General features: G+C 35.3%; 8 protein-coding genes. 5 read left to right on the top strand and 3 right to left on the bottom strand.

Annotated features, from left to right (window positions below; all coding sequences use genetic code 11):
• The first annotated feature begins 31 nt into the window (after window positions 1–31).
• Window positions 32–1,459: a PTS system trehalose-specific EIIBC component gene (gene treP / locus MRBLBA3_RS06255; RefSeq protein ID WP_000513925.1), complete on the top strand. Its 1,428-nt coding sequence runs from the start codon at window positions 32–34 to the stop codon at window positions 1,457–1,459.
• Between the two features lie 13 nt (window positions 1,460–1,472).
• The gene (treC, locus tag MRBLBA3_RS06250) at window positions 1,473–3,134 is read left to right on the top strand and encodes an alpha,alpha-phosphotrehalase (protein WP_363380254.1); all 1,662 of its coding nucleotides are present in this window, start codon (window positions 1,473–1,475) and stop codon (window positions 3,132–3,134) included.
• 30 nt (window positions 3,135–3,164) lie between these two features.
• Here treC and gerKC read toward each other — a convergent pair whose 3' ends face one another.
• Genes gerKC through gerKA form a run of 3 tightly spaced genes read right to left on the bottom strand, consistent with a single transcriptional unit; the run spans window position 3,165 to window position 6,859 of the window.
• The gene (gene gerKC / locus MRBLBA3_RS06245; protein WP_000474033.1) at window positions 3,165–4,289 is read right to left on the bottom strand and encodes a spore germination protein GerKC; all 1,125 of its coding nucleotides are present in this window, start codon (window positions 4,287–4,289) and stop codon (window positions 3,165–3,167) included.
• Window positions 4,270–5,376: a GerAB/ArcD/ProY family transporter gene (locus MRBLBA3_RS06240; RefSeq protein WP_000185783.1), complete on the bottom strand. Its 1,107-nt coding sequence runs from the start codon at window positions 5,374–5,376 to the stop codon at window positions 4,270–4,272. The genes gerKC and MRBLBA3_RS06240 overlap by 20 nt, the downstream gene beginning before the upstream one ends.
• Window positions 5,357–6,859 carry a spore germination protein GerKA gene (gene gerKA, locus MRBLBA3_RS06235; RefSeq protein ID WP_044738647.1) on the bottom strand — a complete coding sequence of 501 codons (1,503 nt, stop codon included), beginning with the start codon at window positions 6,857–6,859 and terminating at the stop codon, window positions 5,357–5,359. Before gerKA ends, MRBLBA3_RS06240 begins: the two co-directional genes overlap by 20 nt.
• Window positions 6,860–7,254: 395 nt before the next feature.
• On the opposite strand from gerKA, the gene MRBLBA3_RS06230 reads away from it, so the two are divergent.
• The 3 genes from MRBLBA3_RS06230 to MRBLBA3_RS06220 all read left to right on the top strand — a co-directional run bounded on the left by MRBLBA3_RS06230 (window position 7,255) and on the right by MRBLBA3_RS06220 (window position 14,342).
• Window positions 7,255–9,087, top strand: coding sequence for a GAF domain-containing sensor histidine kinase (locus tag MRBLBA3_RS06230; protein ID WP_033658279.1), 1,833 nt, complete (start codon window positions 7,255–7,257; stop codon window positions 9,085–9,087).
• Window position 9,088: 1 nt separating this feature from the next.
• Entirely contained in the window at window positions 9,089–9,730 is a 642-nt protein-coding gene (locus MRBLBA3_RS06225; RefSeq protein WP_000590683.1) for a response regulator, read from the top strand.
• A gap of 370 nt (window positions 9,731–10,100) precedes the next feature.
• A complete protein-coding gene (locus MRBLBA3_RS06220) occupies window positions 10,101–14,342 on the top strand; it encodes a S8 family serine peptidase (RefSeq protein ID WP_363380248.1) in 4,242 nt (1,413 codons plus the stop codon).
• The last annotated feature ends 28 nt before the right edge of the window (window positions 14,343–14,370 follow it).

Below are 14,370 nucleotides of genomic sequence, written 5' to 3'. Positions count from 1 at the left end.
GGTATCAAAAAAAGAAAAGAGGGACGGGAATATGGGGAAAGACTATCGTAAAACAGCGGAAGAAGTGTTGCAGTATATTGGTGGGAAAGACAATATTGAACAAGCTGCGCACTGTGTAACGAGGCTCCGTATCGCTTTAAAAGATGAAAGTAAAATAGATAATGATAAATTGCAGTCTATTTCATTAGTGAAGGGAGCATTTCATAACGCTGGGGTATTTCAAATTGTAATCGGTCCAGGGGACGTAGATCGTGTTTACGCTGAATTGATAACGCTTGCAGGTATGGAGGAATCGACAGTAGCTGACGTAAAAGATTCTGGAAACCAAAAGTTAAATCCAGCTCAAAAATTTGTAAAAGTATTTTCAGATGTATTTATGCCGATATTACCAGCGATTGTAACAGCCGGTTTACTGATGGGGATTAACAATTTATTAGGGGCAAAGGACTTATTTTTTGATGGTAAAAATTTATTAGATGTTTATCCGAACTTAGGAGGGCTTTGGGATTTAATTAATATGATGGCCAATACAGCATTCGTATTCTTACCGGCACTTGTTGGTTGGTCAGCGACGAAGCGTTTTGGCGGTAGTCCAATACTAGGTATTGTTATGGGATTAATGCTTGTGCATCCGGCCTTATTAAACGCGTGGGATTATGGAAAAGCAGCGACTGGTTTAGAGGGACAAAAGATTGAGTACTTCGATATTTTAGGACTGTTTCAAATTGAAAAGGTAGGGTATCAAGGTCAAATTCTACCGGTTTTAGTAGCGGCATTTGTCTTAAGTAAAGTGGAAATCTTCTTAAAGAAACATGTACCAAATGCGATTCAATTATTAGTTGTACCAATTACAACAATCGTTGTAACAGGTGTGTTAGCATTGGGAATTATCGGTCCAGTTACACGTCATATTGGAGATTTATTAACAGCTGGATTAGTAGGTGTATATGAAACAGTACCAGTAGTTGGAGCAGTACTATTTGGAGCATTATATGCACCGCTCGTAATTACAGGTATGCATCATATGTTTATTGCTATCGACTTACAATTAATTGCACAACACGGCGGTACATTCATTTGGCCGATGATTGCTCTTTCTAACATTGCACAAGGTAGTGCGGCACTAGCAATGTTCTGGATTTCTAAAAATCAAAATGATAAAAGTATGGCATCCACATCAGCAATCTCAGCATATTTCGGTATTACAGAACCAGCTATGTTTGGTGTAAACTTACGAAATAAATTCCCGTTCTATGCAGCGATTATAGGGTCGGCTGTGGCAGCGATATTTATTACGTTAAATGGTGTATTAGCACCTGCTATTGGAATTGGCGGATTGCCAGCATTTATTTCTATCATTCCGAAATCGATTCCAATGTTTATCGTAGGAATGATTATCGCAGTTGTAATTCCATTTACGTTAACATGGTTATTTGCAAAACGAGTAAAACAGAAGTAGGAGGAAGTTAAACATGAAGGATTGGCATAAAAGTGTAGTTTATCAAATTTATCCGAAGAGCTTTAATAGCTATTACAATAAAGAAACCGGTGATATAAAAGGAGTTACAGAGAAACTAGATTATTTAAAAGAACTCGGAGTAGATTATATTTGGTTAACACCGATATACCAATCACCACAAAATGATAATGGATACGATGTAAGTGATTACTACAGTATTGATCCATCTTACGGAACGATGGAAGAGTTTGAAGAGCTTTTAGAAGAAGCAAAGGCACGTAACATTGAAATCATGCTTGATATCGTTGTAAATCACAGTTCGACGGAGCATAAGTGGTTTAAGGAAGCAAAAGAAGATAAAAATAGTCCATATCGTAATTACTATATTTGGCGTGATGAAGAAAATAATTGGCAATCTAAGTTTGGTGGGTCTGCTTGGAAATATGATGAGAAGACAGAGCAATATTTTTTACATCTATTTGATGAGACGCAAGCTGATTTAAATTGGGAAAATGAAAAACTTCGTGAAGAAGTATATGATATGATGCGCTTTTGGCTTGATAAAGGGGTAACAGGATTCCGATTAGATGTAATTAACTTAATTTCAAAAGACCAAAGTTTCTTGAATGATGACGGTAGTACTGCGACAAGTGATGGGCGTAAATATTATACGGATGGTCCACGCGTCCATGAATATTTACAAGAGATGAACCGAAATGTTTTTGAAGGGAAAGATGTAATTACAGTTGGAGAAATGTCATCTACGACAATTGATAATTGTATTAAATACTCAAACCCTGAGCGTAATGAACTAAGTATGACGTTTAGTTTCCATCATTTAAAAGTAGACTATCCAAATGGTGATAAGTGGACGAAAGCGGCTTTTGATTTTATTAAATTAAAAGAGATTATGTCTAATTGGCAAATTGAAATGCAAAAGGGCGGAGGATGGAATGCATTATTCTGGTGTAATCATGACCAGCCTCGCATTGTGTCACGCTTTGGAGATGATGGGAAATACCGAAATGAATCTGCTAAAATGTTAGCGACAGCTATGCATATGTTGCAGGGCACACCTTACATTTATCAAGGGGAAGAAATCGGTATGATGAATCCTAAATTCGAGTCCATCGAGCAATATCGTGATGTGGAATCGTTAAATATATATGATATAAAGCTAGAAGAAGGAATATCAAAAGAAGAGATTATAGGAATTTTAAAACAAAAATCTCGTGATAATTCCCGTACTCCGATGCAGTGGAATGGAGAGGTGAACAGCGGTTTTACAACGAGTACACCTTGGATTTCCGTGGCTGATAGTTATACAGAGATTAATGTAGAAAAAGCGTTAGAAGAGAAAGAATCTGTATTTTATCATTATAAAAAACTAATTGAACTAAGAAAAACATATGATGTTATTACAGAAGGGGAATATGCTATTTTAGATGAAAATCATCCTAAGATTTGGGCATATACACGCACTGTAAATGATGAAGTATTACTTGTTATAAATAACTTCTATGGAGAAGAAATAACGTATTCTGTACCAGTGCATGTTCAATTGGATGGTATGAAACAAGAAGTAGTATTATCAAATTATAAAGATTCAAGTACGGATATTACGAAGCTTAATTTAAGACCATATGAATCAATTGTATATCGATATACGAAATAAAAGGTTGTATGCCGCCGGCATACAACCTTTCTACTTTAGGACACCGCTATATAAAATGTTTACGTCTACTTCTGGTTTGAATTTTACTTTTGCATAATCTTTATTCCAATTTTTTTTCTTCCATAAATCAGGATGATAAGCGATAAGGTGTCTGCCAATCCCGAAAGCATCACAATTTGCTTTTTGTAACTTTTTCGTTATCTTTTGAGCTTCTTTTGTAAGCTGTTTAGACAGTTCTTTATTTAGTTTTTTTCTTTCATCCATCTTGTAAAGATTATCTCTTGGAGCTTCAAGGGCGATTACTTGCAGTTTCAGTTTTAGATGGGCGTAAACATTTCCTTTTTTGTCAGTTGTTATATTCAAGTCTCTTTTTAGTTTCCGATTGCTAATTTCCATTGTTAAATAATCAGATGTCTTCTCTGATTCATCGCTAGTAAGTTTTTGAGTTATACGGGCACTTGTTCCCATTTTTCCGGTTAATAACACGAATAAAACAGAGTGTTTCAAAGGTAAATGCCCAGTTAATTTATCATTGTTAAATAAAGCTAACCCGTTTGTAATTACTTCTTTTCCTTTTATTTTTATAGAAGGGAGGGTGAAATCTTTACCGGGATCTAACATTTTTGTAGCGGCTGTTTCTAAAGTTTCTTTTGGAAATACACTCATATCTTCTAAGCTTTTCACTTTTTTCTTTAGAAAATCTCCAATTAGTAAATTTCCTACTTTCTTTTTTCCGAGTATCTCGGATGTTTCACCATCTACTGCAATAAGTTTTACTAAAGCAGTTGGGTTTGTTGGGTCCCGAAAGCTGACATCTAAATAGGGTAGTATACCTTTTTTTAGAATTTTGGTTCCTAGTAATTGAACACCATATTTGAAATAGCGAATATTTCCAGTCACATTTTTTTTTAGGGCATCGCTTGTATCCCTTATGTTATGCCCGGTTGCTGAATGTATTTCATTCTCGAATGAAGATTGTTCTCCGCTTGAACTTTTTACGAGCTCGATTGTTTGCTGGAGTTTATTCTCTTCTGTAATATCAGATCCAATACTATAAGCTAACCTTGCCTCCCTTAATGGTTCTTGATCCCAACAGCCAGAAAGGAGTGAACTAGTACATAATATAAAAAGTAATTTAACTCTTTTTTTGAACATACTGTTCTCCTTTCTTGTTTCTTATTACTGAATAAAGTAAAAATAAAAGAGGGAGGACAACTATGAAAATATAGGTGAACTTATCAGTGAAAGTTGCAATTACTTTTAATTGTTCAGGTGTGTCTATAAATAAGGCGACGCTAAAAGAAATAAGTCCAACAATAGGGACAGCTGTTTTATGATTAGCAAGGTTGAATATATGTCCAATTCCTATAGAAGCAGCACAGTAATAACTAGCAATAGAAGCTACAACAGTTATCATCCATATTGGGATGAATAGTAAATCGGTTCGGTCTATAATCCCAATATGCAGAGAACGCAATAAGTAAGCAACTGGCTCTGGAATAAGTTCAACTTGTTTTGGACTAAATACGATAAAGCAAATCCAAACAGTAAAAGTATAAAAAAGAGTTACAAATCCATTAGCGATAGAAATTGCTTTCAGTTTTGCCACAGAACTCCCGTTTACTTTTGGGAAAGCGATAAGAATAATCTCAAAACCATACATAGCTGTAATGGTTTCTTTTGATGCTTGAATAATATTCCACCATCCGGCTTCTGTAATTGGAAAAATGTAAGAAAAATCAGCTCGTGTAAGCCCTAGGGCAATTAAAAGAGCCATTGGTAAAATGAGAATAGAAGCCATGACGTAAAACCGTACGATGACTTTGAACGTATTATAAGCTATGTAACAACAAGCTATTGTAAATAGCATGAGGGTGGCATACCAAGGAGTTGCTTGTAATATCCAAACTTTAATGACATTACAAGCATTTAACATAACCGTCATACCGATAAGGGTAAAATAAAAAACATAAGCAAAACCTAATAGTTTTCCAAACTTATTCCCAAATAGCATACAAACACTTTCATACATATCTGCATCAGGAAATCGTTTTAAGAAAAGCCACATAAGTAAAATAATAAGTTGAATTGCAAGACCAGCGATGAGAGCAGAAATCCATCCGCCACCTTTCGCTATTGGATGAAGACGGTTTGGTAGAGAAAGTATACCAACTCCGATTTGGCATTGAATAACGAAAAAGGTAAATTGAACAAGTGAAATTTTACTTTGCGTGTTTGTCACCGTTCTCATCCTCTCTCGTTACATGTTGTCGTTGCATTTTTTTCGGTTTTGAATCATGTGGTCGTTCCCAAAACGACCAAATTGGTAGTCGTACAAAAGAGTCTTTCATATCTTTTATCCGCATCGGAGCAACAGGAGAAAGATAGGGGGTATGAAATGAATGTAACTGGCATAAATGAACGAAAGTTATAATGAGACCGAATGATATTCCTACATAGCCGAATATGGCAGCAAGGAGCATTAACGGAAAACGAAGAATCCGAACTGCGGAACTCATATCATTTGATGGAACAAGAAAAGATGAGATTGCAGTTAAAGCTACAACGATAATCATTGTATAAGAAACGAGACCGGCTTTTACAATTGCATCACCAATTACTAAACCACCTACAATACCGATTGTTTGTCCAACTCGGCTTGGCAAGCGAATACCAGCTTCCCGTAATAATTCAAAGATTAATTCCATTAAGAGAGCTTCAAAAATAGGAGGAAGTGGCACTTTTTCTAATGAAGCTTTAATCGTATAAACAAGTTCGAGCGGCAACACATCAGGATGAAAAGCAACTGTTGCGATATATATAGCGGGCAAGAGAAAGGCAATCAAGAAACTGACTAAGCGAATCATTCGGATGAAAGAACCGACAATCCAGCGGTTATTATAATCATCTGGTGATTGATAGAAAGCAAATAACGTAACAGGAACGATAAGTGCAGTTGGATCTCCATCAGATAAAATAGCAACTCGTCCTTCCATTAAATTTGCTGCGACTCTATCTGGACGCTCTGTATTTAATTGTTGCGGAAAGGGTGAGAAAGACGTATCCTCTATAAATTCTTGTATATATCCTGGAGGCATAAGTGCATCTGTCTTAATCGTTTCTAACCTTCTTTTTACTTCTGTAACTAGATCGTCATTAGCTATGTTTTGCATATAAGCAATTGCCACTTTCGTATGCATTTCTTCACCGAGTGTGAAATATTTAACGACGACATGTGGACTTTTTATGAGTTTACGAATAGAAGCTAAATTGGTTGCTAAATCTTCTACGAAACCAGTATGCGGCCCACGTACAATCCCTTCATTATCAGGTTCTGTTATATCTCGCTTTAACGATAGAGCTGTTTCGAAAATACAAAAACTGTCGACCTGTTCATGAAAATATAATGATTTTCCTTGTAATAAAAGCTGTACCCCATAATTTAAATTCGTTTCTTTCTTCATATTTAATGTAGAAAAAGCTTTATCTAAAGACAAATCAGACCGCGTTAATAATGGCTCAAGAGCTAATTGATGAATTAAATTTGGATCTGATAAAGATTCGATATATAAAATTGTTCCTTTTCCGTTTTGAAAAGGGATATCTAATTTTTTTATATCATCTGAGTGACAGAGCTTATTTTCAATGTAATTAATATTTTCCGGAAGTGATGGAAACATATGCTTTTTGTTATTATCTTGTTGTGAATTCTTCTGTTCGGCCATACTTTCCATCACCTTTTCATTGAAATCATTTCTGTTAATTTTTGCTTTTTGTGAGAAAATTATGCTTGGATTATTTGAAAAAAGTAGCTTGAAAGTTATGTTACGTCATCTTTTATACTAAAGAAAATAGGATATAGGGGATGGAAAGAAAGCGTATATTAAATTAGCGATATTAATATATATCTTTTGTACTATAGAGGATAAGCCTAGCGGTATGCATAATTACATCGTTTGATGAATAGGAAATTTATGAGAATCGATTTATACTAGTATTGTGTCTTGCCTTTTTAGGTGTAGTACACAGCCGGTGATTGGCTAGTGGAGGTTTTTCCATTTTGCCAGTGCCGGTTTTTTGTTGGATAATAGAGAAAATATATAAGAAGGAAGGGATCGTTTTGAAAGATGTAGATTCTATTTCTATGAGAGAAAAAGTTGCTAGCTTTTATCTTTATTTCATTTCTTTTTTTGGTTTAATTACTATAACTATCTCTTTACTTGAAATTAAAATCCCTTCTCATCTAACAATACTAGTATTGTTAGTACTGTTTATGGGGATCACAGAGTATTTTCCTGTACGATTTTGGAGGGGAGTAAGTTCACTTAGCTTTCCGATTATTTATTCTATGCTTTTGTTGTTTGGGACACATATAACCGCGCTCGCTCTTGTATTTGTTACTTTAATTATTCATCTGCTTCGGCGTTCTCCAATGGAAAGGATGCTTTTTAATAGTACACAGCATGCTCTTAGCCTTGTGTTAGCAGAATGGTTTTCTAGCAAATGTATGGTGTGGTTTTCCAGTGTAATAAATATGGAAGTTTTATATGAGAACTTATTATTTTTACTATTGTTTAGTATATTTTTCTGTTTTTTCAACAATCTCTTTTATGATTTACTAATGGTACTTCTTCCTCAGACATATTCGATACATCGATGGAATCAAAAAAATATATCAGTCTTTTTTTGTGAAAGTTTTTGTCTATTCTATGCCGTTCTTATACACATATTAGATAGCCAATATTCTTTAGAGCTAAAAGGAATTATTGTTTTGTTCTTTTTCTTCCCACTTGTGGCAATCTCTATCATTAGTTCATTTTCTGCACGAATACGGATGGAAAAAGAAAGATTGTACGAATTTTTTCTTATTACGACAGAAATAAGCCGTGGATTATCTGGAGGAAATCTTCAGCACATAAAAAAATCACTTAAAGGATTTCTAGGGATACAAGCATATGTATTATGGACAAAAGACGAGGGAGAATGGAATATACAGTTGAGGGATGGGAAATTGAAAAATGATATAACTGATTATTCCGACGGGAAAGGAGAGTTCTGTGAAATAACTGAAAATACTGTTTTTAATAATTGGAAGGTTGGTACAGCACCAGGAGATGGGGTGTTTGAGGATGTTATACGTTCTTTAGTTTATTTCCCTCTTATTGTAAATAATGAGTTGATCGGGATGTTTGTTGCAGGTAAAAGTAGAGGTGCTGGTTTTTTCCCAGAAGATGTGCAGTTGTTAGCGACATTTTCCAACCAATTAGCTAACATAGTTAAAACAAGAATACTTATTTCTGAACAAGAAAAAAGGATGATTTTAGAAGAAAGAAATCGAATTGCACGCGAGATTCATGATGGTATTGCACAAGCTTTGGCTGGAGTGATATTTCAACTAGAGTCCGCTCAGAAAAAATACCATGATAAACCTATTGATATGCAGCAAGTAGTCGAAAAAAGTATAAAGGATTTAAGGGAAAGCTTAGGAGAAGTTCGCTATTCTATTTACGCTTTAAAGCCGTATCCCACACAACAATTAGGGCTTAAACAGGCGATAGCAAGTAAAATAAAATCTTTAAAACAAGAATATGAACTAGACATTACATATCATGAAAGAGGTCATTCACGTGCACTCAGCTTTTCAAAAGAAAGAGTTATTTTTGATACATTACAAGAGAGTTTACAAAACATTGTTAAACATGCACAAGCAGAAGAAATTGATGTTTTGCTAAGTTATCAAAGTGAGCACGTGCTTTTAAAGGTTAAGGATAATGGAGTTGGCTTTTCACTATTTGAGTCTATGGTTAAAACGAAGCATGAGCCACATTATGGTATATTACATATGAATGAACAAGCTGAACAACTAGGGGCTACTTTACAGATTGATAGTTCTTTAGGTAAAGGGACAGAAATTACACTGTTAATTCCAGATTCACAAACAAGGGGTGCGTAAAATGATTAAAATATTAGTAGTGGATGATCATGCTTTTTTACGAGACGCAATTCGGAGCATACTAGAGGTTGAATCTGATATGAAAGTGATTGGAGAGGCGAGCTCTGGGGACGAGGTATTGGGAAAAGTAGAGGAATGTAGACCAGACTGTATTTTGATGGATATTAATCTTCCAGGGAAAAATGGAATTGAAGCTACGGGATTAGTGAAAAAAAAATATCCTAATTGCCGAGTACTTGTTTTTACAATGTATGAGCATGATGAGTATTTAATGGATGCGCTTCAGTCTGGTGCTGATGGTTATTTATTGAAGGATTCATCATCGGAGCAGGTAGTGGCAGCAATTCGAATGTTATATCGAGGCGATTCAGTTATTCATCCGCGTATGACTAAAAAATTAATTACATATCATCAGCAAAAAATGAAATTAGAATCAAATGAAAATGAACTGACGGAACGTGAAAAGGAAATTCTCTTTGAATTAGTAAAAGGGCTTAGTAATAAAGAAATTGCTGAAGCTCTATATATTAGTGATAAAACAGTTAAAATTCACATCAATAAAATTTTTAAAAAACTAAATGTAAAAAGTCGATCGCAAGCGGTGATTTATGCTGTTCGAAATCAATTGGTTCCGTTGGATTAAATAAGAGATGTTTAAAAGAACTATCGTGTTTCTTTATTCTATATTACAAAGAATAAAGGGCAAGGTAGTTCTTTTGTACTATTTGGGCATAGAATCATTAGAAAAAAATTACTCCTTTTGTTTAATATTCAGAAAAATCAAAATGTGAAATAATAAAAATAGAATTATTGCTTAACGCTACTAATAATTCATGTTGTAAATCGTTGTAGTTGGAAACAATTTATGGGGGCTTTTATAGAAAGAAGATTAGTAGTGTTGGAGATTCTCGATTATTTTAAATAGATTCAAGGTTGATAGAATTGCCAATGCTAAATAGGAGATCAGAGGATTTATTTTAGAAAAAATAATTTTAATAATAAGGAGATGCGCTATGAAGAAGGGGAAATTCGGAAAAATACTTATCGGAACGCTAACTGTTGGTATGTTAATGTCTCAAGGAATTCCATATAACGTATTGGCCGAAGAGGTAAATACAACTACTTTAACTGGGATTGATGATGCAAATGCTATATTGAAAGGTCTTACAAAGGAACAACGTAATGACTTAAAAACGTTAGATACAAAACCAGGTTTTGTTATTTCACCAGGCATCAATACAGCAAGTCCTGATAATGTGAATGTGATTGTAGAGTTTAAGCAAGCACCTAGCAAAATCGAGATGTTAAAACAAGCAGCTAAGGGGAAAAAAATAGCCCTTTCAACTGCGGAACAAAAGGTAGAAGCATCTCATAAAGAATTTAAATCAGAGTTTGAGCAGCTTCAAAAGAATAAAGATAAAGGGACGAATTTTAAATCTGCCAAAATAACAAGAGAATATAAGAATGCTTTTAATGGTGTAGCGATTTCGTTACCTGCGAATATGATTGAAGACTTAGTTCGCACTGGTATTGTTAAGCGCGTATGGGAAGATAGTGAGGTCAAAATTGATTTGCCGAAAGAAACAACTAAGACTGCTGCCGAACCCAAAATGGCAGATAGTGTACCGCAAATTGGTGTGGACAAGCTGCATGATGAAAAAATAACAGGTAAAGGAATTAAGGTAGGTGTACTGGACACAGGTATTGATTACAACCACCCGGATTTGAAAGATGCATATAAAGGATATCGTGCAAAGCAAGGTGAAGATCCAAGCAAAATAGATCCGAACTCAATAAAAGGATGGGACTTTGTTAATAATGATGCTGATCCAATGGAGACAACGTATAAGGATTGGCAAAATTCTGGAGGATATCCTGAGATTTATAATGGAAGTGCATATTATACATCCCATGGTACTCATGTAGCTGGGACAATTGCTGCAGACAAACAGAATAGTGTGGATTATGCAGTTAAGGGAGTCGCTCCAGATGTAGATTTATATTCATATCGTGTATTAGGTCCATATGGAAGTGGACAAACAAGCGGTATTCTTGCTGCGATTGATAAAGCAGTGAAAGACGATATGGATGTTATCAATTTATCATTAGGTGCGTCTATTAATGATCCTTTATATCCAACCTCTGTGGCAGTGAACAATGCCATGTTAGCTGGTGTTGTTACAGTAGTAGCGGCAGGGAACACAGGTCCAGAAGAAGGGACTCTTGGATCACCTAGTGCAGCAGCGCTTCCAATTACAGTTGGAGCAAGTGACGCTGCGATGACTATCCCGACATTTTCCGCCGATGCAGCTGATTTACATGTGGATAAAATGATGCTACTTGGAAAAAGCTTTACTGATAAGATTGAAGACTTGAAAGGTCAATCATTATCTGTTGTATATACAGGTCTTGGGAAAATAGATGATTTTAAAGGGAAAGATGTACAAGGAAAGTTAGCGCTCATCCAGCGCGGTGAGATTACATTCGATGAAAAAATTAAAAATGCTAAGGAAGCAGGTGCAAAGGCGGTAATTGTATATAACAATGTAGATGGTGAAATTACAAGTTACCTTGGGGAAAGTACTTCATCTATTCCATCGTTCCGCTTAACAAAGGCAGATGGTGAGAAATTGCAAGCAAAAGCTGTCCAAGGAGATGACTCTTTAACATTTGGAGAACTGAGTAACACAAAAACAGAAGGAGATCACTTAGCTGATTTCAGCTCTCGCGGTCCTGCAAGTAAAACAGATGATATTAAGCCGGATATTGTAGCGCCAGGTGTTTCTATTTTCTCAACTGTTCCTGAATATATTAATGATCCAAAGGATGGAGAAAATTATCCGGTAGCGTATGGACGTATGTCAGGTACATCTATGGCAACTCCTCATACAGCGGGGGTGGCGGCACTCATTTTACAAGAACATCCAAACTATAGTCCGTTTGAAGTAAAAGAAGCGCTTATGAATACTGCAGTTGACTTAAAAGAGGCACGCTCTGTATTTGAGGTAGGATCAGGCCGAATTGATGCGTATCGTGCAGTTCATGCAGATACAGCTATCGAGGTTATCGATAAAACATCAAACGTTGTAAATGATGAAGAAGTAGAAATTGAAGAAAAAACAGGGTCTATTGCATTCGGGTATAAAAACCAATTGGGAAATGGACCTATTAAAGATAGTCGAAAAGTCTTAATTAAGAACAGCAATAAAACAGACGAGAAAGAGTTTAAATTAGAAGTAGAGTTTTCACCAACAAGTGTAGGTGTGCAAGATGCAGCGAAGAATGGTGTGAAGCTGAACGTACAAGATTCTATTAAAGTAGCTCCTAGTACATCAGGGGAAATTAGCCCTGAAATTATCATTCCAGAAAACGCTGAATTTGGTAGATATGAGGGATATATTCATATTTCAAATAAAAAAAATGAAAAAGAAGTATATCAAGTGCCATTTGCAGTTAAATTCACAGAAAAAGGAATTGAATCTGTAGATTTGCTGAGAGATGCAATGGCAACAGATACATCTAACTTCCATCCATTTATGGAAAGGCCGAGTTCACCGCTGACATTTAAATTGAACAGTCCACTTGAAACTATCGATGCAGTGGTGAAGGATCGAAAAACAGGAAAGGCATTAGGAATTGTGGGGACAATTAATGCTAGCAGTCTAACACCAAATATTGAATATATCATGTTCGATGGTATGGGTGGCTATGTATTCCCGTTTACAGGAGATCCAAATCATCCAATTGGAGACAAGCGAGTTACGTTGCCTGATGGAGATTACCAACTTGATTTCATTGGATATGACAAAGAAGGGAAACCTTATACAAAAGGAGATAGCGTAATTATTGATAATATCAAACCTGAAATGAAATTTACCGATGTAAAACCTGGCGTTCATGAGGTAAATGAATCTATGTTCAAAGAAGAAGATGGTCAGCGTGCATTATGGGTACATGGTAACATTTATGATTCTACGATAGATGTATTAAAGGCAAAAGGCCTTCAGTATGACCAAAAAACTAATGAAATTGTATATTACCAAAACTCTGCTTTTCCGTCAGGTTGGTTGAATACAATTCAAGCCAATGGTGATTTTAAATTTGGTGTACTTCCAGAGGAAATCAATGAACCGCTTAATTTAAGGTTATTTGGATATGATCTTGCAACTGCATCAAATATGGCAAATGGATTTAAAGATTATGTCTTTGTTAAAGAGGGAACGGAATACGCTGTCCCAAGCTATGACAAGGATAAAGTTAAACTAGGAGAAAAAATTACATTAACTTTAAATCTTAATAATGTGAAACAACTTATGTCAGGTACATTTGAGATTCCTTATAGTAAACAGTTGTTTAAATTTGTAGATGTTAAACCAAATCCAGCACTTGCAGAATATGCAAAACAACATGGATTAAATATTAAATTAGAAGATCCAGTGATAAATGAAGAAGGAAACTGGGAAAACAAGGTGAAAGTTGGTGCATCTTTAGAAGGAACAGAATTTAAAGGTCTAGATGGAGACGCACCATTTGTAGATGTTACATTCGAGATGACGAGTGACGAGTATTTTAATAATTTAACAGCATTTGGAGTAGATAAATTCTCTTATACAAAAACAGGTGCATCAGAAGGCGTTGAGATTCCTGTGTTTAAAGATAAATCCTTTTCTATTATTTCGAAACATGCAATGGTTACAGGATATATTGGACCAGAAGCTTTCTTAACTGAAGAGGGGTATTTAGGTAAGAATGACTACACAAAACTAGGAGCAAAAGTGTATGCAGTTGGTAAGGATGGAAAGAAATATACAGGAACGGTTGATGATAATGGGCAATTTGAAATTCATAGTGTTCCAGTAAGTGATACAGAATATAATATTTTCGTAGAAATGCCAGGTCATTTAAATAGTAAATTAACTACAAAAATAGGGAAAATGCAGGATGGAGAATTAGTGGGACAAAACTTTAGAGCTGATATGGATGACAGCCTTGCAGGTGATGTAAACGGCGATAAAATGGTAGATATTCAAGATGCTAGAATAGCAGCTCTTTCATATGAAAAAGGAAAAGTGGCTGTTAAAGATGGAGATGTCAATCAAGATGGTGTTGTAAATGAAACAGATATTCGTTTTATTGAGAAGAATTTCTTGAAAAAGGGTTCAGATGCCAAAGAAAATCAGAAACCGAAAGAAAATGTAGGGCCAGTGACGTTAGATAAAATCTTACGTTCCATTGGATTAGAGCCAAAAAAATAAGTGGACAAACTTCTAGAGTAAATAAAGC

The organism is Bacillus sp. LBA3-1-1.1 (genome assembly GCF_040676495.1).
GTDB lineage: Bacteria > Bacillota > Bacilli > Bacillales > Bacillaceae_G > Bacillus_A > Bacillus_A nitratireducens.
The sequence above is the reverse complement of the archived record's forward strand: the minus strand, read 5'-3'. Positions and strand labels throughout refer to the sequence as shown.

What these genes read in the sequence shown, in the direction of transcription:
- treP (WP_000513925.1), top strand. Translation starts at nt 32, where the DNA reads ATGGGGAAAGACTATCGTAAAACAGCGGAAGAAGTGTTGCAGTATATT.
- MRBLBA3_RS06225 (WP_000590683.1), top strand. Translation starts at nt 9,089, where the DNA reads ATGATTAAAATATTAGTAGTGGATGATCATGCTTTTTTACGAGACGCA.
- MRBLBA3_RS06220 (WP_363380248.1), top strand. Translation starts at nt 10,101, where the DNA reads ATGAAGAAGGGGAAATTCGGAAAAATACTTATCGGAACGCTAACTGTT.
- gerKA (WP_044738647.1), bottom strand. Translation starts at nt 6,859, where the DNA reads ATGGCCGAACAGAAGAATTCACAACAAGATAATAACAAAAAGCATATG.
- treC (WP_363380254.1), top strand. Translation starts at nt 1,473, where the DNA reads ATGAAGGATTGGCATAAAAGTGTAGTTTATCAAATTTATCCGAAGAGC.
- gerKC (WP_000474033.1), bottom strand. Translation starts at nt 4,289, where the DNA reads ATGTTCAAAAAAAGAGTTAAATTACTTTTTATATTATGTACTAGTTCA.